Origin of the sequence: Streptomyces sp. NPDC047453, assembly GCF_040643155.1 — a bacterium.
GTDB lineage: Bacteria > Actinomycetota > Actinomycetes > Streptomycetales > Streptomycetaceae > Streptomyces.
Window position 1 is genome coordinate 76218 of sequence record NZ_JBEYTS010000029.1, and the last position, 19100, is coordinate 95317.

Consider the following 19100-nt stretch of genomic DNA (forward strand, 5'->3'; position numbering starts at 1 on the left):
AGCCTATCCGTCGGTGCTCATGATCCAAACCGCGAGGGATCAGACCGTGAGACCGCGCACCAGCAGATCGAGCAGCGCGCACACGAAAAGGGCGATACCGATGAACCCGTTGACGCTGAAGAACGCCCGGTTGAGGCGGGACAGGTCGTGCGGGCGGACGATCGTGTGCTCGTAGACGAAGGCGCCGGCGACGACGACCAGGCCCAGCCAGAAGAAGGCGCCGGCGCCGGTGGCGACCGCGTACCAGACGAACAGCGCGGTGGTGACGAAGTGGCAGGCCCGCGCTCCCCAGATGGCGGCGGGAATGCCGAAGCGGGCCGGCACCGACTTCACGCCGACCTCGCGGTCGGTCTCCACGTCCTGGCAGGCGTAGATGAGGTCGAAGCCGCCGATCCAGATGCCGACGGCCAGGCCCAGGATCACCGCCTCCCAGGACCAGATGCCGGAGATCGCCAGCCAGCCGCCGATCGGGCCCATCGCCTGGGCCAGGCCCAGGATGGCCTGCGGAAAGTTCGTGAACCGCTTGCCGTAGGGGTAGACCACCATCGGGACCACCGCGATGGGGGCGAGGGCCAGGCAGAGCGGGTTGAGCAGGGCCGCGGCCGCCAGGAACACGACGAGCGCGATGAGCGCGCCCGTCCAGGCGTGCCGCACCGACATCGCGCCGGTCACCAGCTCGCGCTGCGCGGTGCGCGGGTTACGGGCGTCGATCTCCCGGTCGATGATCCGGTTGACCGCCATCGCGAACGTCCGCAGCCCCACCATCGCCACGGTGACGAGCAGCAGCCTGCCCCAGTGGATCGTCCCGTCCCACTCGTACATCGCGGTCAGGGAGGCGATGTAGGCGAAGGGCAGCGCGAAGATCGAGTGCTCGATCATCACCAGGCGCAGGAAGGCCTTGGTGCGTCCCGGCTGCGGGATCGCGGCAGACGCCGAGCTCACAGGCCGTACTCCTTCCAGCGGCGGTCCACCAGGGCGGCCGTATCGGGGTCCGAGAGGACCATCTCCGGCCACCCGCCGTCCCGCGTGTAGCCCTCCTCGGGCAGCTTCTTCGTCGCGTCGATGCCTGCCTTGCCGCCCCAGAACTGCTGGTAGGAGGCGTGGTCGAGGTGGTCGACGGGGCCTTCCACGACCGTGAGGTCGCGGGCGTAGTCCGTGTTGCCCAGGGCCCGCCAGGCGACCTCGTGCAGATCGTGCACATCGCAGTCGGCGTCGACGACCACGATCAGCTTGGTCAGCGACATCATGTGTGCCCCCCAGATGGCGTGCATCACCTTCTGGGCGTGCTTGGGGTACTTCTTGTCGATCGAGACGATCGCGCAGTTGTGGAAGCCGCCCGCCTCGGGCAGGTGGTAGTCCACGATGTCCGGGACGATGATCTTCAGCAGGGGCAGGAAGAAGCGCTCGGTGGCACGGCCGAGCGGCCCGTCCTCCGTCGGGGGGCGGCCCACGACGATCGACTGGAGCAGGGGCCGCTTGCGCATCGTCACGCAGTCGATGGTCAGCGCCGGGAAGGGCTCCTGCGGGGTGTAGAAGCCGGTGTGGTCGCCGAACGGCCCCTCGGGCAGCATCTCGCCGGGTTCCAGCCAGCCCTCCAGGACGACCTCGGCGTTCGCCGGGACCTGGAGCGGGACGGTCTTGCAGTCGACCATCCCGATCCGCCTGCCCGCGATGAACCCGGCGAACAGGTACTCGTCGATGTCGCCGGGGAGCGGGGCGGTCGAGGCGTACGTCACGGCCGGGGGGCAGCCGAAGGCGATCGCCACCGGCAGCCGCTCCCCGCGCCGGGCGGCGACCTGGTAGTGGTTGCGGCTGTCCTTGTGGATCTGCCAGTGCATGCCGATGGTGCGCTTGTCGTGGCGCTGGAGGCGGTACAGGCCGAGGTTGCGGACGCCGCTCTCCGGGTCCTTGGTGTGGGTGAGTCCCAGGTTGAAGAAGGAGCCGCCGTCCTGGGGCCAGGTGAACAGGGCCGGCAGGGCGTCGAGGTCGACGTCGTCGCCGTGCAGGACGACCTCCTGCACGGGCGCGCTGTCGGACTTCACCTTCTTCGGCGGTACGTGCGTCATCGCGCCGAGCTTGCCGAACGCCTCGCGCACGCCCACGAAGCCGTGCGGCAGCTCGGGCCGCAGCAGCCCGCCGATCTTGTCGGAGATCTCGCCGTACGACTTCAGGCCGAGGGCCTTCAGCAGCCGCCGGTCGGTCCCGAAGACGTTCATGGCCAGGGGCATGGCGGAGCCGCGCACGTTCTCGAAGAGCAGCGCGGGGCCGCCCGACTTCTGCACCCGGTCGACGATCTCACCGACTTCCAGATACGGGTCGACCTCGGCCTTGATGCGCTTGAGGTCTCCCTCGCGCTCCAGCGCCCTGAGCAGGGATCGAAGATCGTCGTACGCCATGGGGTCCAGTATCCCCGAGCGGCTACCCTGGCCCCGTCACGGGGCCGGTGCAGGGCCCCTCCACCGCTTTCCAGGGGGCTTCTCGACATGCTCAGGGTGCTGCTGTACTACATCGTGCCGCTGGCACTGATGATCTACGCGTTCATCGACTGCCTGAACACGCCCGAGGACGAGGCCAAGCACCTTCCCAAGGTCGCCTGGGTCTTCATCATCCTGCTCTTCCCGATCGTCGGCTCGATCGTCTGGCTCGCCGCGGGCAGGGACCGGCGCCCCCCGGCGAACGGCCGCACGCCCTCGGAGTGGCACCGCAACCAGCGGCTCGAGTACGTCGCCCCGGACGACAATCCCGCGTTCCTGAAGTCCCTCGCCGAGGAGAACAAGAAGGACGAGGACCTGCTGAAGAGCTGGGAGGCCGATCTGCGCCGCCGCGAGGAGGAACTGCGCCGCAAGGAGAACGGCGAGGAGCCGAAGAGCAACTGAGGCACCGCCGGGGCGACGGGCCGCCCCTGTTCGCCAACTCTCCACTGCGCTGATGGGCCCGCCGACCGAGTCCGGCGGCATGTCGCCGCCCGCCTCCTCCGCACCGGCGGACACACCGGCGCCCGCCTCGCACGCCCCCTCGCCCGACCCGCCGGAGGAGCCGCGTACGTCGTCGGCGCCGCCGCACGCGCCCCGGGTCCGCCGGCACGGCACGCTCGTGCTCGACGGCGATGCGATGCCCGGCGGCTGGTGGCTGGACCAGAACCCGCCGGGGCCCTCGGTGGCCGGTGACGTGTTCACCGAGAGCTCGGGCACCCTGTCCAGCGACGGGGCGCTCGTCGCCTGGCGGGACCCGGGCCCGCCGACGTACAGCCGGTGGGCCACGCTCCTCAACGGCGAACGCGGCCGGCACTCACTGGACGTCCGGGTGGGCGACCGGGCGTGCGTCGGGACCTGGCAGCACCGCGTCGGCTGCGTCGAGGTGACCGCGATAACGGACGGGAGGCGCGTCGAGGTCGCGGCGACGGTGTGGGAACAGCAATGACCGGGGCACCCACGAGCGGGCGCACGACGGCGGTACGGGCGCGGCTCTCCAGTGCTGCGACCGGAAAGGTTCACCGGCTCGCGACGCCCGGCAAACCTCTCCGGTCACAGCACTAGCGCAGCCGGGACGACGACAGGATCGACAGCAGGTGGGCCGGGACCATCACCCAGGTGATGGCGGCGAGGGCGATCAGCGCCCAGCGGGTGACGTCGGTGCCGCCGGTGATCGTGTCGCCGATGGCCGCGGCGAGCAGGACCAGGGACGCCTCGATGCCGTTCGTCAGCCGGTGGATCTTGAACGCCGCGGCCAGCCTGCGCACCGTGGCCACGCCCTGCGAGCGCGGCCGTGTCGACTCGTCGTCGGCGACGGCCAGCCCGCGCCGGGCCCGGGCCACGTCGACCAGGTCGGTGGAGGCCTTCAGCAGGACCACGCCGAGGGCGGTCGCCAGGCCCAGCGACACCCAGCCGCCGAAGCCGGACCGGGCCGCGTGGAAGCCGGCGCCCACCATCAGGGCGGCGTCCGCGAGGTAGGCGCCGAGCCGGTCGACGTAGATGCCGGCCGCGCTGTTCTGGCCCTTCCAGCGGGCGACCTCGCCGTCCACGCAGTCGAAGAGGAGGAACAGCTGCATCAGCACGACGGCCAGGACGGCTCCGGTCAGGCCCGGGATCAGCAGCGCAGCGCCGGAGGCGATCCCGCACACCACCATGGCCCAGGTCAGCTGGTCCGGGGTGACCGGGGTGCGCACCAGGTGCCGGGTGAACCGCAGCGAGATCCTCCGCATGTACAGGCGGCCCGCCCAGTGCTCGCCGTTGCGGCTCGCCAGTTTCGCCTGCGGCTGGCAGACCTCCCGCAGCTCCTCCAGAACCGGAGAAGCGACCATGACCGTTCCCTCCCACCCACCGGGGCCAACTGCCGCGCGTGCGGCGATGATCGAGTCAGGGTACAGAGTGCGGCGCACGCGGTCTGCGGGGGTGGGCGCCGGCCGTTGCCGTGCGGCGCGCGCGTCAGCACAGTGAGGACATGGAAGGACATGGATCAGGAACAGGCACGCTCATGGCTCGCCACCGCCCTCGCCGAGGCCCGCGCCGGGCTGGCGGAAGGGGGCATTCCCATCGGAGCCGCGCTCTACGGAGCGGACGGCACCCTGCTCGGACGCGGCCGCAACCGCCGCGTCCAGGACGGCGATCCCTCGACGCACGCGGAGACGGCCGCGTTCCGCGCCGCGGGACGGCAGCGCTCGTACCGCGGTACGACGATGGTGACGACCCTCTCGCCCTGCTGGTACTGCAGCGGCCTGGTCCGTCAGTTCGGCATCTCGCGGGTGGTGATCGGTGAGACGGCCACGTTCCGGGGCGGGCACGACTGGCTCGCGGAGCACGGTGTGGAGATCGTGGTCCTGGACGACGCGGAGTGCGTCGCGCTGATGCGGGACTTCACCGGGAAGCATCCGGATCTGTGGAACGAGGACATTGGCGAGTAACCACTTCGATCAGGCGTTCGAAACGGGCTCTCCAGCGCGGCTCCGACTCCGTCTCGCCCCGGAACTCGTGGGTGAAGCGGAGCACGGAGCCGTCCGCGCCGTCGCGCTCCAGGTGGAAGCGGATGCGGCCGCCGCCCTCCACGGTGTACTCGGCGACCCGGTCCACGTCCCACGCGGTGATCCGCCCGCTGCCGAGGCCGCGCAGGCTCACCGCGCCGCCGAGCCGGGGTTCCAGCTCGTCGGCGCCGGTGAACCAGCGCGCGAGGCCCTTCGGTGTGGTCAGCTCAGGCCAGACCTGCTCCATGGGCCTGGGGAGCCGCACCAGGAAGGTGAGGAGGTGTGTGTTCCCGTGGATCCGGCTGGTGCCCTGTTCGATGGAACCGGTCATGACACCAGTGTCACCGAGGGGCCGGTCAGACGCCCGAGTACGAGTGCTTGCCGCTGACGAAGATGTTCACGCCGTAGTAGTTGAAGAGCCAGCAGCCGAACGCGATCAGCGCGATGTAGGCGGCCTTGCGGCCCTTCCAGCCGGCCGTGGAGCGGGCGTGCAGGTAGCAGGCGTAGGCGACCCAGGTGATGAAGGACCAGGTCTCCTTGGGGTCCCAGCCCCAGTAGCGGCCCCAGGCGGACTCGGCCCAGATGGCGCCCGCGATGATCGTGAACGTCCACAGCGGGAAGACGGCGGCGTTGATGCGGTAGGAGAACTTGTCCAGGGACGCCGAGGCCGGCAGCCGCTCCAGGACCGAGGTCGCGAAGCGGCCGGGCTTCCCGCCGGAGGCGAGCTTGTTCTCGTAGGAGTCCTTGAACAGGTACAGCAGGGTGCCGACCGCGCCGACGTAGAAGACCGCGCCGCAGAAGATCGCGGTGGAGACGTGGATGTACAGCCAGTACGAGTGCAGGGCCGGGACCAGCTGGTCGCTCGCCGTGTAGAGCACGGTGACCGCGAGGCCGAGGTCGAGCAGGACGGTGGTGGTCAGGAACAGGCCGAGCCAGCGCACGTTCTTCTTCAGCGCGAGCAGCAGCAGGTAGACGCCGACCGCGACCGTGGAGAAGGTGATGTTGAACTCGTACATGTTGCCCCACGGCGCCCGCTGCACGGAGGCCGCGCGGGCGATCACGCCACCCAGGGCGAGGAGGAAGCCGAGCACGCTGAGGGACACCGCGATCCGGCCGTACAGGTCGCCCTTCTCGTCGCCGCCGTGCGCGCCGGGCCCGTCGGGCACGTCGCGGGCGCCGGCGGCGGACCGTACGACGACCTTGGGGCGCTCCAGTACGGCGGTGCCCCCGGTGGACTTCACCGCCACGGCCGGGCGCTGCGCCTTGGCCGCACCGTCCTTGGCGGTCAGCGCGGCGGCCGTACGGGCCACCTTGCTGCGGCTGCCGAAGAGCCATTCGGTGATGTACGCGAAGAAGGCCAGGGTGTAGACGGCCATCGCGGAGTAGATCAGCGTGTTGCTGATGTTGGCCAGGTTCTCGTTGGACGCCGTGGCTAGCTCGGTCGCGGCGGCGAGAGTCATTTCTCCTCAGCCCCTTCGGCGGGTACGGGGGTGCCGGCGTCCGGCTCCCGGTCGGGGTCGGCGGCGGTCTGTGCGGGCGCCTTGTCGTGGACGAGGGCGGCCAGGTCGCCGAGCTCCTCGGGGAGTTTCGCGGACTCGCTGCGGCCCAGGCCCGCCATCTCGACTACGGTCACGCCGTCGGCGCCCCGCACGGCGCGCACCCAGACGCGGCGGCGCTGGATGAACAGGGAGCCGGCCAGTCCGGCGATGGCGGTGAGCGCACCGGCGAGCGCCCAGCCGGTGCCGGGCTGCTGCACGATCTGGAAGCCGGCCCACTCCTTGATGTCCTTGTCGAAGGTGATGGAGCCGGCGCCGTTCGGCAGCGTCATGGTCTCGCCGGGCAGCAGCCGGGCGGCGACGATCTTGCCGTTGGCGTCCTTGAACTGCTTGAGGTTCGGGTTCTTGGTGTCGAGCTGGTAGACGTTCTGCGGGACGCCCGCGTCGACGCCCAGGTCGCCGTGGTAGCCGGTCAGCGCGAGGACGGGGAAGTCCAGCGCCGGGAACTGGGAGAACATCGTGCCCTTGCCGGCCCCGGCGAAGGTCGGCACGAAGAACGCGGAGAAGCCGAGCTGCTCGGACTTGCCCTGGGCGTTCTTGTAGCCGTCGAGCACCTTGATCGCGCCCTGCGAGGTGACGTTGGCGTCGACCGGCAGCAGCGGCACGGCCTGGTGGTAGACCACCTCGCCCTTGCCGTTCCGGACGGTGACGGTGGGGGCGTAGCCGTGGCTGACGAGGTAGACCCGGGCGTCGTCGACGCTCAGCGGGTGGTTGGGCGAGACGCTGGCCTTCTGTTCCTTGCCGTGGGCGCCCACGCTGTAGGTGATGTCCGCCCGGTACACGCGCGGCGTGCCCTTCTGCGGGCCGGTGCGCTCGTAGGTGCCGGTGAACTTCTTCAGGTTGAAGCTGAAGGGCACCAGGTCGTCGTCGTTGAAGAGGTTGCCGGACTTGAAGTCGTCGTACTGGGTGAGGGTGTTGGCGAAGCCGTCGCCCTCGACGATCAGCTTGTTGCCCTCGGTCTTGAACAACTGGCCGCAGGCGAAGGCGATCAGCATCACGATCAGCGCGATGTGGAAGACGAGGTTGCCGGCCTCGCGCAGGTAGCCCTTCTCGGCGGCGACCGCGTCACCCTCGGCCAGGGCGCGGAAGCGGCGCTGCTTGAGGATCCTCAGCGCGGTCTCGCGGACTTCCTCGGGGGCGGCGGCGGTGCGCCAGGTGGTGTACGCGGGCAGCCGGTCCAGCCGCTTGGGGGAGCCCGGCGGCCGGCCGCGCAACTGGCCCACGAACTGCCAGGTGCGCGGCACGATGCAGCCGATGAGGGAGATGAACAGCAGGATGTAGATCGCGGAGAACCACACCGAGCTGTAGACGTGGAACAGGCCGAGCTTGTCGTAGACGGGCGCGAGCGTCGTGTGCGCCTGCCTGAAGGCCTCGACCTTCAACGCGTCGGTGCCGCTCTGCGGGATCAGCGAGCCGGGGACGGCACCGAGGGAGAGCAGGAACAGCAGCATCAGCGCGACGCGCATGGAGGTGAGCTGCCGCCAGAACCAGCGGGCCCAGCCGACGGTCTCCCGCCAGGTCCAGGCGAGCCGGCCGGCCAGTCCGGGCGCCCGGTTGCCGCCGAAGGAGCCGGGGACGGCCGTCTCGGTGGGGGCGGTGGACAGCTGGGACCCGGCGGCGCCGAGGTCCTCGTCGCCGGGCGGCACCACCACCGGGGTCTCGTCGTCCGTCGTACTGGTTGGCGTCTTGCTCATGGATCAGATCCCCACAGTGAAGCCGGTGGACCACGTCTGCATCTCCTGCACCAGCCGGTCCCAGGCGCCGGTCAGCAGCAGCACGCCGGTCACGATCATCATCGTGCCGCCGACGCGCATCACCCAGACATAGTGGCGCTTGACCCAGCCGAAGGCTCCCAGCGCCTTGCGGAAGGCGACCGCGGTGAGCACGAACGGGATGCCGAGGCCGGCGCAGTAGGCGACGGTCAGCAGGGCGCCGCGCCCGGCGCTGGCCTGGGTGGAGGAGAGCGCCACCACGGAGGCGAGGGTCGGCCCGATGCACGGGGTCCAGCCGACTCCGAACAGGGCCCCGAGGACGGGTGCGCCCACCAGGCCGGTGCTGGGGCGCGTGTGGAAGCGGAACTCACGCTGGGTCAGCCAGGGCATCAGGCCCATGAAGAAGACGCCCATGAGGATCATGAGCACGCCCAGCACCTTGGACAGGGTGCCCTTGTAGTCCTGGAGGGTCTGCCCGAAGAACCCGAACAGTGCCCCGCCGGAGACGAAGACCACGGTGAAGCCGAGGACGAAGAGGGCGGCGCCGGCGGTCATCCGTCCGCGCCGGGCCTCGGCCAGGTCCGTTCCGGTGACCCCGGTCACATAGGAGAGGTAGCCGGGGACGAGCGGCAGGACGCAGGGGGAGAAGAACGAGACGAGCCCGCCGAGTACGGCGATGGGCAGCGCGAGCAGCAGGGCTCCGCTGAACACCGTCTGATTGGGATCAGTGGCTGCGGCCAGTAGCACGACGGCTCACTTCTCCGCGACGACCGGGTCGAGCATCTTGCGCAGCTTGTCCTCGCTGAGCGCCTGGAGAGCGCGCGCGGCGATCTTCCCGTCCCGGTCGACGATGATCGTGGTGGGGATCATCTGCGGGTTCAGGGTGCCCTTCTGGAAGCGGAGCATGAGCTTGCCGGTCGGGTCGTACAGGCTCGGGTACGACACGTCGAACTGCTTCTCGAACGCGAGGGCCGGCTGGGTGCTGGTGTCGCGTGTGTTGATGCCGACGAACTGCACGCCCTTGTCGGCGGTGTCCTTGGCCACCTTCGCCAGGTTGGGCGCCTCGGCGCGGCACGGCGAGCACCAGGAGCCCCAGACGTTCAGGACGACGATCTTGCCCTTGTAGGAGCTCATGTCGAGTTGCTTGCCCTCGAGGGTCTTGCCGGACAGGTCGGGGGCGGGCTTGCGGTCGCCCTTCGGCACGGTCGCGATGCCGTCGGCGCCGGTGATGAAGTTGGTGTTGCCCGAGCCGCCGGAGGTGCCGCCGGAGCCGCAGGCGGACAGGGCGAGTGCCAGAGCGGCGCCCCCGGCGGCGAGCAGGGCGGCGCGGCCACGGACACGGCTCGAACGCGTGCGGTGCGGACGGGGCGTGCGGTTCGCCCGGTTCGAGCACTGGGGGGCACGACTGACGGCACTCATGTGAAAAGTTTCGCATGCCCCTTCCGGGGATCTTGCGCACCCCCCTCACGGCCGGAAAAGTGCATTTCAGGACGCCTTCGAGGGGCCCTCCGTGCTCGGCGTGCCGGCGCTGCCGGAATCTCCGAGGAACCCCTTCCAGCCACCGGCCGGCCGCTGCCCGACGTCGAGGGTGCGCAGCTTGGCCAGCACCTCCGGCTTCTGCACGTCCATCCAGTCGACGAACTGCCGGAAGGAGACCATGCGCACGTCGGCGCCCTTCTCCTTCTCCCGCGCGATGTGCTTGAAGGCCTCCTCGACGGAGTCCATGTAGATGCCGCCGTTCCACTGTTCGAAGTGGTTGCCTATGAAGTACGGCGCCCGGTTTGTCTCGTATGCCCGCCTGAAGCCCTGGATGTAGGCCTGCGCGGACTGCCTGCGCCAGCCCGGGTGGTTGTGGGCGGGAGCATTGGTGGAGTTGACGGACTGGTTCGCGAGCATGTTGTAGTCCATCGAGAGGACCTCGAACCCGCGGCCGGGGAAGGGTATCTGCTGCAACGGCAGGTCCCAGATGCCCAGCCGCTTGTCCGGCCACACCTGGCGGCCGCCGGGCGAGGAGGCGTCGTAGCGCCAGCCGAGCTCGCGGGCGGTGGGCAGCAACTGGTTCTGGCCGAGCAGGCAGGGGGTGCGGCCGCCGACGAGTTCCTTGTCGTAGTCGAAGGGCAGGGCGGGCAGATCGGTCCAGCCGGTGTTGGTCCGCCACTCCTTCACGAACGCCTTGGCCTGGTCGATCTCGCTGCGCCACTGCTTGGGCGTCCAGCCCCCGACCGAGCCGTGGCCGGAGCAGAAGTGGCCGTTGAAGTGGGTGCCGATCTCGTGGCCCTCGAGCCAGGCGCGGCGGACGTTGGTGAGCGTGGCCTTGACGTGGTCGTCGGTCAGATAGCCGATGTCGGAGGCGCCGCGCGGGTTGTTCGGCGGGTCGTACAGGCGCTTCTTCGACTCCGGCAGCAGGTAGAGCCCGGAGAGGAAGAAGGTCATGTGCGCCTCGTGCTGCCTGGCCAGGTCCAGGAAGCGCGGGAACAGTCCGTTGCCGACCTCGCCGGCCCCGTCCCAGGAGAAGACGACGAACTGCGGCGGGGTCTCGCCCGGCTCCAGCGGGACCGGCGCGGCCGGCTGGTGCGGCTGCTTGCCGGTGAACGAGGTCGAGCCGTCGCCGATGAGGCGGGCGGGAGGTGTCGTCCGCGCACGCGCGCTGGGCGTGGTCGCGCTGGGGGAAGCGCTGCTGCGGCCCGGGCCCGAGGACTTGACGCTGCCGCAGCCCGTGAGCCCGACGGCGGCCGCGGCCCCCGCGCCGAGGCCGAGTAGTCCCCTTCGGGAGAAGGTGCGCATGAGATCCCCGATTCGTCACTGCCGCTGGTGGTCACTCACTCAGAGGCGGCGACGAACGCGGGGGTTCCGCGAGCCGATATGAATCTCACAACAAACGCATAGGAAGAGTGCGGCACGGGCGAGACCTCGCGGTTCCGCCCGTGCCCTTCCCGTCCTTACGCGTCGTTCTCTACGCGCCGAACGCCTTGCCCTGCCCCTTCACCGGCTTGGCGCTCGCGAGGAGATGAGCCGGCACCAGGTCGCGGGCCGGCTCGGTGTAGCCGACGGAGACGATGCGGTCGCCCCGGTAGGTGAACGTCGTCAGCGAGGCGAGCGTGCACTGCCGCTTGCGCGGGTCGTGCCACAGCCGCCGCCGCTCGACGTAGGAGCGCACGATCCAGATCGGCAGCTGGTGGCTGACGAGCACCGCCTCGTGCCCGCGCGCCGTGTCCTTCGCCGCGTTCAGCGCGCCCATCATGCGCACCACCTGGTCGATGTACGGCTCGCCCCAGGACGGCTTGAACGGGTTGACCACGTGCTTCCAGTTGGCGGGCCGGCGCAGCGCGCCGTCGCCCACGCCGAAGGTCTTGCCCTGGAAGATGTTGGCCGCCTCGATCAGCCGCTCGTCGGTGGCGAGGTCGAGTCCGTGCGCCTTCGCTATCGGCGTCGCCGTCTCCTGCGCCCGCTCCAGCGGGGAGGCGACGACGTAGGTGATGTCGCGGGGGGCGAGGTGCTCGGCGACCCGCTCGGCCATCTTCCGCCCGAGCTCGGACAGGTGGTAGCCGGGCAGCCGTCCGTACAGGATCCCGTCCGGGTTCTCGACCTCGCCGTGCCGCATGAGGTGGACGACGGTGATGTCGTCCCGGCCGTCCTTCTCGGGGGCGTCGCTCATGCCGTCGCCTCCGCCGCCGCACGGGCCGCCGCCGGAAGGGCGTCGGCGATCCGCTGGAGTGCCGTCTCGTCGTGCGCGGTGGAGACGAACCAGGACTCGAAGGACGAGGGCGGCAGGTAGACGCCGTTCGCCAGCATCGCGTGGAAGAACGCGGTGAAGCGGTACGACTCCTGCGCCTTGGCGTCCTCGTAGTCGCGCACCGGGCGGTCCGTGAAGAACACGGAGAACATGTTGGAGGCGTTCTGCAGAGTGTGCGCCACGCCCTCCTTGGTGAGCGCCTCGGAGACCATGGCCTGGATCTGCTGCGAGACGGAGTCGACCTTGGTGTACGCCGCGTCGTCGAGCAGGCGCAGCTGGGCGAGCCCGGCGGCGGTGGCGACGGGGTTCCCGGAGAGGGTGCCGGCCTGGTAGACGGGCCCGGCGGGGGCGAGGTGCGCCATGACGTCGGCGCGCCCGCCGAACGCGGCGGCCGGGAATCCGCCGCCCATCACCTTCCCGAAGGTCATCAGGTCGGGCTCGACCCCGTCGACGCCGTACCACCCGGCCCGGCTGGTGCGGAAGCCCGTCATGACCTCGTCGGAGATGTACAGGGCGCCGTTCTCGCCGCAGAGGTCCTTGAGTCCCTGGTTGAACCCGGGCAGCGGCGGCACCACGCCCATGTTGCCCGGCGAGGCCTCGGTGATCACACAGGCGATCTCGCCCGGGTGCGCGGCGAAGGCGGCGCGCACGGCGTCGAGGTCGTTGTACGGCAGCACGATCGTGTCGCCGGCCTGGGCGCCGGTGACACCGGGGGTGTCGGGCAGGGCGAAGGTGGCGACCCCCGACCCGGCCGCGGCGAGGAGGGAGTCGACGTGCCCGTGGTAGCACCCGGCGAACTTGACCACCTTGGACCGCCGGGTGAACCCGCGGGCGAGCCGGATCGCGGACATGGTGGCCTCGGTCCCGCTGGAGACCAGCCGCACCCGCTCCAGCGGGCCGACCCGGTTCACCATCTCCTCGGCGAGCGCGACCTCGCCCTCACCGGGCGTCCCGAAGGACGTGCCGTACGCGACCGCCTCCTGCACGGCGGCGATCACCTCGGGGTGCGCGTGCCCGAGGATCATCGGACCCCAGGAGCACACGAGGTCGACGTACTCCCGCCCGTCGGCGTCCTTCAGGTACGGACCGCTGCCGGAGACCATGAACCGGGGCGTGCCGCCCACGGCGCGGAAGGCGCGCACCGGCGAGTTCACTCCGCCGGGCGTGACGGCCGCCGCACGGTCGAACAGCGCCTGCGAGACAGGGGCTTCGTAGGGATATGGCAGTTCGCTCATGACCTGCGACTTCTCCGACTTCTCGGGGGTTCTCCGAATACGGTGGGCAGTGACCTGTTCAGGGTAGGCCAGCGACGGCGGCGGACCGGGGGCGGAGCGGCCCGGTCCGGCCGGATTCGGGTGCGACGAGCGGCGGATTCGAGGATTCGCAGCGGTCCATCTGCGAAACTGGGCTCCGCGTACGTATGGACAAGCGAAGGGTCGTGTCGGGGACCGCTCAGATCCCGCGGGCAGAAGTTTCGGCGCACGTTTCGGCGGGCGGCCGCGGGGGAGGTCACTGACACGATGATCGGGTTGCGCGGCGGGGGCCACGCGTCCTAGAAAAGCAGTCGGGTGGAGATATGCATCGCGGTGGCGGACTGGGCGAGGGGACTGACGGTCTGGGTCCTCGACGTGCCCGGCGGGGAAGGCACCGGCGCGACGCTGAGGAAGCGAGCGAAGCACGCCAGGCACGGGATGTACCGAGTGAGTCCGAGCGGCCCGACCGGCGAGGCGACGGCCGGGCCGAGCTGCTGGGAGCAGGGAGCAGGAATGGTGGTCGGGTGGGGGTGACGTACAAGTATTTCGGCGCGCCCGACGGCGCGACGGCGGCCCGCGTCCCGATCTCGATGCGCCCCGAGGAACTCGGCGGCGACGAGCTCGGCATGGGCGGCATGTTCACCAAGATCAAGCCGGAGACGATGGCCGCCATGGTGCTGACCGGCATCGAGGGCGTGCCCCTGCACAAGGTGCCGCCGCTCGAACTGGTCGTCCTGCATCCCGACTACGCGGTCGTGAAACTCCCGACGACCGCGGTCGACCCCCTGCGCGACATCGGCGAGGAAGCGGTCGGCGCGGCCGCCTTCATCTGGTCCACGGTCCCGGACCGCGGCGGCCCGCGGGACGCGTTCAACGTGTACCAGCTGCTGCACGAGTGGCAGGACTTCTCGCACCGGCTGCACGAGGCGGGGCATCAGCCGTATTGCCTGGTGTGGCCCTGAGCCGGGATTTCGTAGGGTGGGGCGGTTCTTCCGGGTCCGGTCCCCTGCGACATCGCTGCTGCTGGTTCCGCGCGTGGGGTTCCTGGCTCCCAGGACGGTGAGCTGGCTGTCGACCCTGGACGCGATGGAGCGCAGGCTGGTGTCGGACAGCCTCGTCTACCGCTACGACCCTGCGGCCTCCCCGGACGGTCTGCGGGGCTCCGAAGGCACGTTCGGTCTCTGCACCTTCCTCTATGTGGACGCTCTGGCTCGCGCCGGGCGGATTCGTCCGGCGCGCTATGCCTTCGTTCTTCGAGAAGAGGCAGACCTATGCCAACCACGTCGGCCTGTTCGCTGAGGAGATCGGCCCCAGTGGCGAGCAACTGGGCAACTTCCCGCAGGCTTTCACGCATCTGTCGCTGATCATGGCCGCCACCACGCTGGACGACGCCCTCGACCAGTAGCGTGACTGAGAACCACGGATCCGGGACGCACGGCGAAAGGCGCGCTTGCCGCGTGCCGGGGAGGCAGACCGCGTGCCCGGTAGGCAGAGTGTGCCACCCGAGGCCGCGCAGCGGTTCAGCCGCCGGTGGCGAAGCCTGGGAAGAGGGTCATGCCGCCGTCCACGTAGAGAGTGGTGCCCACCACGTAGTCCATGAGGTCCGAGGCGAGCCCGACGACCGCGTGCGCGATGTCCTCCGGATCACCGACGCGCCCGTAAGGAATCAGCTCCAACAGGTCCTTCTCGGCATCGGGAGTGTCCCAGGCGCTGCGATTGATGGGCGTCCTGATGGCTCCTGGAGCAACTGCGTTGACCCGGATCCTGCGGGGCGCGAGCTCCTGGGCGAGCGTCGCCATCATCATCTGCACACCGCCCTTGGAGGCCGCGTAGTTGACATGGCCGGCCCAAGGGATGACCTGGTGCACCGAGCTCATGCAGATGATCTTTCCGGCGGCCCGCGACACTTCGGGGACGACCCCCCTTCTCAAAAACTCCTTCGTCGCCTCCCGAGCGCACAGGAACTGGCCGGTGAGGTTGACGTCCAGCACCTTCTGCCACTGGGCCGTCGTCATCTCGGTGAACGAAGCGTCGCGCTGCAGCCCGGCGTTGGCCACAAGGATGTCGATGGTTCCGAACTCCTGAACCATCCGTTCGATCATCGCGACGACCTGGTCCTCCTGGGACACATCGGCCTCGTACGCCATCGCGCGCACTCCGAACCCGGAGATCTCCTCGACCACCCGCTCGGCCTCCTCGCGCCCGGCGACGTAGTTCACCACCACGTCGGCTCCGGCGCGCCCCAGGCCGATGGCCGTCGCCTTTCCGATGCCCGAGTTCGCGCCGGTGACGAGTGCCTTCTGTCCTTTCAGCAGATGCGCGGGAATGACGCCCTGAGGGGCTCCCTGAGACACGCTCACGCCGGATCTCCTCCTCGACTGGCTGAACTCACGACCTCGGCTGGCTCGACTCCTGCCGACACCGAACCACCCGAAAGCCGAGGCCACACAGGGGGCGTGGGCAGATTGCAGTCAGAGCTGGACGGGCAGGTGGCGCGGACCGCGAAGCATGGCGCTCTGCCGGTAGGGAGGCGGGTCCTGGACCAGGCGCGCCGTGCCCAGGTGGGGGATCAGCGCGCCGAGCGCGGTCTGGGCCTCCAGACGGGCCAGGGGGCCGCCGTAGCAAAGGTGAATACCGCCGCCGAAGCCGAGGTGCTCGTTGTCCGGGCGTGTGGGGTCGAACCGGTCGGGGTCGGGGAACCGCTTGGGGTCGCGGTTGCCCGAGGCCAGCGCAAGGACGACGGACGTGCCCTCGGGGAGCACGGTGCCCGCGACGTCGATCTCGGCACGGGGGATGCGCTCGCGCATGTGGACCGGTGGTTCGTAACGCAGTAGTTCCTCCACCGCTCGCGGCAGCAGGTCGGGGTCGCGACGCAGGTGGTCCAGATGCTCGGTGTGGCGCAGAAGGGTGAGCGCCCCGTTGGTGATCAGGTTGACCGTGGTCTCGTGTCCCGCGATGAGCAGCAGCACGGCGGTTTCCGCGAGTTCCTCCTGGGTGAGCCGCAGGGCCGGATCCGGCTCGTTGGCGAAGGCGGAGAGCATGTCGTCGCCCGGGCGGCCACGGCGCTGCTCGGCGAGGTTCACCAGGTACCCGCCCATCTCGACCCGCGCCTGGTCACCCGCCTTGTCCGTCTCGGTGGTGTCCTCCTCGGGCCTGACGTCGGCGGCTGTGACCAGAGCGTCGGACCAGGCCCGGAACAGCGGCTCGTCCTCGCGCGGCACGCCCAGCAGGTGGCAGATCACCGCGACAGGCAGTGGGTAGGCGAAATCGTCGACGATGTCGATCTGCCGGCCGGCCTCGAAGGGCTCCGTCAGTTCCTTGGTGATCCGATCGATCTCACCGCGCATGGCGTCGACCCGGCCTGGGCTGTGCGGCGGTCCGAACGGCCGCATGGCCAGGGTGCGCAGCCTGTGGTGCTCCGGGTCGTCGAGCCGCAGGAAGGGCGGCTTGTGTGTCACCTCGCCACGGATGCGGGGGTCGACACTCATCCGCGGGTCGTGGAGCAGAGCGGCGATCTCGTGGTAGGTGCCGACCAGGTAGCTGCCGTCCGCCTGCCGCACCACGGGTCCGGCCTCGCGGAGTTCCGCGTACAGCGGGTAGGGGTCGGGGCGGCTGGCGTAGTCGGTGATCCGTGCCAGCAAGGTCTCGGAGTCCATGATGGCTCCTCGTCGTGCGACGGGACGTGCGTCAGCCCGTGGCTACACCACGGTCAGTCGGCGGTCGGGAAGGTGACCGGTGAGGGCCACGGTGGGGCCGTGGGAGAGCCCCTTCGGATCCGGCACGTCGGACGGAATCGGGACATCGGCCGCGATCGCACGGTCCGCCGCACCGGGCGGGGGCGGGAAGGGAGCAGCCGTCTCGATCAGGCGCCGGTAGTAGTCGAGCGACTTGGCCATGTCGACGGTGACCGCGGCGGTGACCCGGCCCTGGTAGCCGTAGACCATCGCCAGACGGCGCGCCTCCAGAGAGCCCTGGGCGATGACGACGTGGTCGGAGTAGGTCGGTACGCCCACCGACTTGATGTTGAGCCCGAACTGGGTCGACCAGAACGTCGGGACGGCCAGGTGCGGGCGCCGCAGAGGCCCAGGATTGATCATGTTGTGGGCCGCCACCTCGGCCTGCTCGACCGCATTTCCCCAGTGCTCCAGGGAGAGCATCTGGTAGCCGAACAGAGGGTGGGGAAAGCGGGAGACGTCGCCGGCCACGAAGATGTCGTCGGTGACGATTCCGTACATGTTGAAAGCGCGGCATCCGGCGTCGCAGGCGATCCCGCGCGGGCCCGCCGCCAGCCCGGACTCCGCCAGCCACTCGACGTTGCGGACCGCCCCCAGCGCCACGACGCACACGTCCGCGTCGACACGCGTGCCGTCGGACAGGTCCGCACCGGTGAAGCTGCCGTTCCCGCGCAGGGCGGTGACCGTCACCCCGGTGCGTAGGTCCACGCCGTGGTTGCGATGCATGACGGCCGCGAGTTTCGACAGCGTGCCGCCGAGGGCGCCCACCAGGGGTGCGGGGCCGCGTTCGGCGACCGTGACGTCCAGTCCTCGCTCCCGGCAGGCCGAGGCGATCTCCGAGCCGGTGAAGCCGGCGCCGATCACCAGCACCCGCCCCGGCCCGGCGGCCAGCCGCTCGGACAGTCCTGCGGCGTCCTCACGCGTGCGCAGGGTGAACACCCCGTCCAGGGCGCCCTCTGCCGGATTGGGCCAGGGCCGCGCCCGGGTCCCGGTGGCGATCAGCAGCCGGTCGTACGGCAACGACTTCCCGTCGGCCAGCAGTACCCGCTTCTCCAAAGGGTCCAGACCGGTGGCGGCTACTCCCAGCCGCCACTCGGCGTCCGGGTCCCGGCGCATCGGCAGCTCGGTGGTGTCCGGCGTCGCCTGGCCGAGCAGTACCTGCTTCGACAGCGGTGGCCGGTCGTAGGGCGGATGGGACTCGTCCCCGACCACGGTGAGTGAGCCGGTGAAGCCCTCCTCGCGCAGCGTCTCCGCGGCCCTCAGCCCGGCCAGCGACGCACCGACGATGACGATGCGGCCGTCCCGGAGATCACCGGCGGCCATCAGGGTTCACCTCCTCGCCGACGAGGATGGCCTGGACCGGGCAAGCCGCCGCAGCCTGGCGCACGCGCTCGGCCTGGTCGTCGGGGAAGGCCGTGGCGTACAGCAATCCTTCTTCGCCGTGCAACTCGAACACCTTGGGTGCGAGGAACACGCACTGTGCGTAGCCCTGACAGCGCGTGAGGTCCACAACGATTCGCATCCCACCACTCCCTCAGTCGCCACACCCCTCTCCTCAGCATGAGCCGGGCATCGCAGGCTCGCACGGTGACCGCTCGCTCAGTGGCATCCACCGTGCTTCGGCGGCCCGCCGTAACCCAGATCGCACCGAGTGAGCTGGTACGCCGCCTCGACCAGCCCAGGCGGGTCGTCGACCCGACAGAGTCAAGCTCAGGCGGCTCTACCTTCTTGATCGGGTTGATCGAGCCATTCGTAGGGTTGGGTCGCCCAGGGGTGCTGGGTGTGGCTATCAGGCGGCTGCCGTCTCGTGGCTCTGCTCGCTTCGCCGCCCGGCACCCCACGACGACTCGGCCGCCGATTAGGAAGTGCGAACAAGTCGCTGAGTAGAGCAATGCCGGCGAGGTCGTCCGTGGTACGAACAGAACGAACACGCACGTCAGGAGCACAATGAGCCGCATATGGGCGGGGATCGACAGCGGTAAGGGGCACCACCACGGCCTTCCCTGGACGCTGACGGCAAGACGCTGCTGTCGCGGCGGGTCGCCAACGACGAGCCCGAGCTGCTGAAGCTGATCGGTGACGTGCTCGACCTGGCCGACGGCCGCGAGGTGACCTGGGCCATCGACATGACCGGCGGCGAGCCCGCGCTGCTGCT

General features: G+C 70.0%; 19 protein-coding genes and 2 pseudogenes. 6 read left to right on the forward strand and 15 right to left on the reverse strand.

The genetic code is table 11. The features are described from left to right. Nucleotides 1–39: 39 nt before the first annotated feature. Both mqnP and ABZ818_RS24300 read right to left on the reverse strand, forming a co-directional pair. Nucleotides 40–942: a menaquinone biosynthesis prenyltransferase MqnP gene (mqnP, locus tag ABZ818_RS24295; RefSeq protein ID WP_361418283.1), complete on the reverse strand. Its 903-nt coding sequence runs from the start codon at nucleotides 940–942 to the stop codon at nucleotides 40–42. Continuing rightward, nucleotides 939–2396 carry a menaquinone biosynthesis decarboxylase gene (locus ABZ818_RS24300; protein WP_361418286.1) on the reverse strand — a complete coding sequence of 486 codons (1458 nt, stop codon included), beginning with the start codon at nucleotides 2394–2396 and terminating at the stop codon, nucleotides 939–941. The genes mqnP and ABZ818_RS24300 overlap by 4 nt, the downstream gene beginning before the upstream one ends. An 87-nt stretch (nucleotides 2397–2483) precedes the next feature. Here ABZ818_RS24300 and ABZ818_RS24305 point away from each other — a divergent pair, with 87 nt between their 5' ends. Further along, nucleotides 2484–2876 (forward strand): PLD nuclease N-terminal domain-containing protein, encoded by a 393-nt coding sequence (locus ABZ818_RS24305; protein ID WP_361418289.1) that lies wholly within the window; start codon nucleotides 2484–2486, stop codon nucleotides 2874–2876. Nucleotides 2877–2928: 52 nt separating this feature from the next. Further along, on the forward strand, nucleotides 2929–3420 hold the full coding sequence (locus ABZ818_RS24310; RefSeq protein ID WP_361418292.1) for a hypothetical protein: 492 nt from the start codon (nucleotides 2929–2931) through the stop codon (nucleotides 3418–3420). 112 nt (nucleotides 3421–3532) lie between these two features. Here ABZ818_RS24310 and ABZ818_RS24315 read toward each other — a convergent pair whose 3' ends face one another. Then, entirely contained in the window at nucleotides 3533–4300 is a 768-nt protein-coding gene (locus ABZ818_RS24315) for a CDP-alcohol phosphatidyltransferase family protein (protein ID WP_361418295.1), read from the reverse strand. A 150-nt stretch (nucleotides 4301–4450) separates the two neighbouring features. Between ABZ818_RS24315 and ABZ818_RS24320 the strand changes: the two genes are divergently transcribed. Then, nucleotides 4451–4900, forward strand: a complete 450-nt coding sequence (locus ABZ818_RS24320; RefSeq protein WP_361418298.1) for a nucleoside deaminase — start codon at nucleotides 4451–4453, stop codon at nucleotides 4898–4900. On the opposite strand, the gene ABZ818_RS24325 is transcribed toward ABZ818_RS24320, so the two are convergent. The 8 genes from ABZ818_RS24325 to hemL all read right to left on the reverse strand — a co-directional run bounded on the left by ABZ818_RS24325 (nucleotide 4854) and on the right by hemL (nucleotide 13193). Further along, nucleotides 4854–5288: an SRPBCC domain-containing protein gene (locus ABZ818_RS24325; RefSeq protein ID WP_361418301.1), complete on the reverse strand. Its 435-nt coding sequence runs from the start codon at nucleotides 5286–5288 to the stop codon at nucleotides 4854–4856. The two genes, ABZ818_RS24320 and ABZ818_RS24325, sit on opposite strands and share 47 nt — an antisense overlap. Nucleotides 5289–5313: 25 nt before the next feature. Then, nucleotides 5314–6417, reverse strand: coding sequence for a c-type cytochrome biogenesis protein CcsB (ccsB, locus tag ABZ818_RS24330; RefSeq protein WP_361418304.1), 1104 nt, complete (start codon nucleotides 6415–6417; stop codon nucleotides 5314–5316). Further along, nucleotides 6414–8207 carry a cytochrome c biogenesis protein ResB gene (locus ABZ818_RS24335; protein WP_361418307.1) on the reverse strand — a complete coding sequence of 598 codons (1794 nt, stop codon included), beginning with the start codon at nucleotides 8205–8207 and terminating at the stop codon, nucleotides 6414–6416. The genes ccsB and ABZ818_RS24335 overlap by 4 nt, the downstream gene beginning before the upstream one ends. A 3-nt stretch (nucleotides 8208–8210) precedes the next feature. Beyond that, complete coding sequence (locus ABZ818_RS24340) at nucleotides 8211–8972, reverse strand: cytochrome c biogenesis protein CcdA (RefSeq protein ID WP_361418310.1); 762 nt, start codon at nucleotides 8970–8972, stop codon at nucleotides 8211–8213. A gap of 6 nt (nucleotides 8973–8978) precedes the next feature. Then, a complete protein-coding gene (locus ABZ818_RS24345; RefSeq protein ID WP_361418313.1) occupies nucleotides 8979–9644 on the reverse strand; it encodes a TlpA disulfide reductase family protein in 666 nt (221 codons plus the stop codon). 66 nt (nucleotides 9645–9710) lie between these two features. Then, nucleotides 9711–11009, reverse strand: a complete 1299-nt coding sequence (locus ABZ818_RS24350; RefSeq protein WP_361418316.1) for a hypothetical protein — start codon at nucleotides 11007–11009, stop codon at nucleotides 9711–9713. 169 nt (nucleotides 11010–11178) lie between these two features. Beyond that, nucleotides 11179–11880, reverse strand: a complete 702-nt coding sequence (locus ABZ818_RS24355; protein ID WP_361418319.1) for a histidine phosphatase family protein — start codon at nucleotides 11878–11880, stop codon at nucleotides 11179–11181. Continuing rightward, nucleotides 11877–13193 carry a glutamate-1-semialdehyde 2,1-aminomutase gene (hemL, locus tag ABZ818_RS24360; RefSeq protein WP_361418321.1) on the reverse strand — a complete coding sequence of 439 codons (1317 nt, stop codon included), beginning with the start codon at nucleotides 13191–13193 and terminating at the stop codon, nucleotides 11877–11879. Before hemL ends, ABZ818_RS24355 begins: the two co-directional genes overlap by 4 nt. A 341-nt stretch (nucleotides 13194–13534) precedes the next feature. On the opposite strand from hemL, the gene ABZ818_RS24365 reads away from it, so the two are divergent. Together ABZ818_RS24365 and ABZ818_RS24370 are read left to right on the forward strand one after the other, a co-directional pair. After that, a complete protein-coding gene (locus ABZ818_RS24365) occupies nucleotides 13535–14173 on the forward strand; it encodes a hypothetical protein (RefSeq protein WP_361418324.1) in 639 nt (212 codons plus the stop codon). A gap of 52 nt (nucleotides 14174–14225) precedes the next feature. After that, a pseudogene (locus ABZ818_RS24370) lies at nucleotides 14226–14616 on the forward strand (glycoside hydrolase family 15 protein); the annotation flags it as partial. Nucleotides 14617–14731: 115 nt separating this feature from the next. Here ABZ818_RS24370 and ABZ818_RS24375 read toward each other — a convergent pair. The 4 genes from ABZ818_RS24375 to ABZ818_RS24390 all read right to left on the reverse strand — a co-directional run bounded on the left by ABZ818_RS24375 (nucleotide 14732) and on the right by ABZ818_RS24390 (nucleotide 18467). After that, on the reverse strand, nucleotides 14732–15571 hold the full coding sequence (locus tag ABZ818_RS24375) for an SDR family oxidoreductase (RefSeq protein WP_361418327.1): 840 nt from the start codon (nucleotides 15569–15571) through the stop codon (nucleotides 14732–14734). 111 nt (nucleotides 15572–15682) lie between these two features. Continuing rightward, entirely contained in the window at nucleotides 15683–16867 is a 1185-nt protein-coding gene (locus ABZ818_RS24380; RefSeq protein ID WP_361418330.1) for a cytochrome P450, read from the reverse strand. Between the two features lie 42 nt (nucleotides 16868–16909). Further along, nucleotides 16910–18268, reverse strand: coding sequence for an FAD-dependent oxidoreductase (locus ABZ818_RS24385; RefSeq protein WP_361418333.1), 1359 nt, complete (start codon nucleotides 18266–18268; stop codon nucleotides 16910–16912). After that, nucleotides 18255–18467 (reverse strand): ferredoxin, encoded by a 213-nt coding sequence (locus tag ABZ818_RS24390; protein ID WP_361418336.1) that lies wholly within the window; start codon nucleotides 18465–18467, stop codon nucleotides 18255–18257. The genes ABZ818_RS24385 and ABZ818_RS24390 overlap by 14 nt, the downstream gene beginning before the upstream one ends. 425 nt (nucleotides 18468–18892) lie before the next feature. On the opposite strand from ABZ818_RS24390, the pseudogene ABZ818_RS24395 reads away from it, so the two are divergent. After that, nucleotides 18893–19100 (forward strand): annotated as a pseudogene (locus ABZ818_RS24395) (transposase); the annotation flags it as partial.

Bases quoted from the DNA above. Each gene is read 5' to 3' on its own strand.
- hemL (WP_361418321.1), bottom strand. From the start codon at position 13,193: ATGAGCGAACTGCCATATCCCTACGAAGCCCCTGTCTCGCAGGCGCTG.
- ABZ818_RS24345 (WP_361418313.1), bottom strand. From the start codon at position 9,644: ATGAGTGCCGTCAGTCGTGCCCCCCAGTGCTCGAACCGGGCGAACCGC.
- ABZ818_RS24380 (WP_361418330.1), bottom strand. From the start codon at position 16,867: ATGGACTCCGAGACCTTGCTGGCACGGATCACCGACTACGCCAGCCGC.
- ABZ818_RS24385 (WP_361418333.1), bottom strand. From the start codon at position 18,268: ATGGCCGCCGGTGATCTCCGGGACGGCCGCATCGTCATCGTCGGTGCG.
- ABZ818_RS24305 (WP_361418289.1), top strand. From the start codon at position 2,484: ATGCTCAGGGTGCTGCTGTACTACATCGTGCCGCTGGCACTGATGATC.
- ccsB (WP_361418304.1), bottom strand. From the start codon at position 6,417: ATGACTCTCGCCGCCGCGACCGAGCTAGCCACGGCGTCCAACGAGAAC.
- ABZ818_RS24390 (WP_361418336.1), bottom strand. From the start codon at position 18,467: ATGCGAATCGTTGTGGACCTCACGCGCTGTCAGGGCTACGCACAGTGC.
- ABZ818_RS24350 (WP_361418316.1), bottom strand. From the start codon at position 11,009: ATGCGCACCTTCTCCCGAAGGGGACTACTCGGCCTCGGCGCGGGGGCC.
- ABZ818_RS24365 (WP_361418324.1), top strand. From the start codon at position 13,535: ATGCATCGCGGTGGCGGACTGGGCGAGGGGACTGACGGTCTGGGTCCT.
- ABZ818_RS24335 (WP_361418307.1), bottom strand. From the start codon at position 8,207: ATGAGCAAGACGCCAACCAGTACGACGGACGACGAGACCCCGGTGGTG.
- ABZ818_RS24320 (WP_361418298.1), top strand. From the start codon at position 4,451: ATGGATCAGGAACAGGCACGCTCATGGCTCGCCACCGCCCTCGCCGAG.
- ABZ818_RS24300 (WP_361418286.1), bottom strand. From the start codon at position 2,396: ATGGCGTACGACGATCTTCGATCCCTGCTCAGGGCGCTGGAGCGCGAG.
- ABZ818_RS24355 (WP_361418319.1), bottom strand. From the start codon at position 11,880: ATGAGCGACGCCCCCGAGAAGGACGGCCGGGACGACATCACCGTCGTC.
- ABZ818_RS24315 (WP_361418295.1), bottom strand. From the start codon at position 4,300: ATGGTCGCTTCTCCGGTTCTGGAGGAGCTGCGGGAGGTCTGCCAGCCG.
- ABZ818_RS24310 (WP_361418292.1), top strand. From the start codon at position 2,929: ATGGGCCCGCCGACCGAGTCCGGCGGCATGTCGCCGCCCGCCTCCTCC.
- ABZ818_RS24325 (WP_361418301.1), bottom strand. From the start codon at position 5,288: ATGACCGGTTCCATCGAACAGGGCACCAGCCGGATCCACGGGAACACA.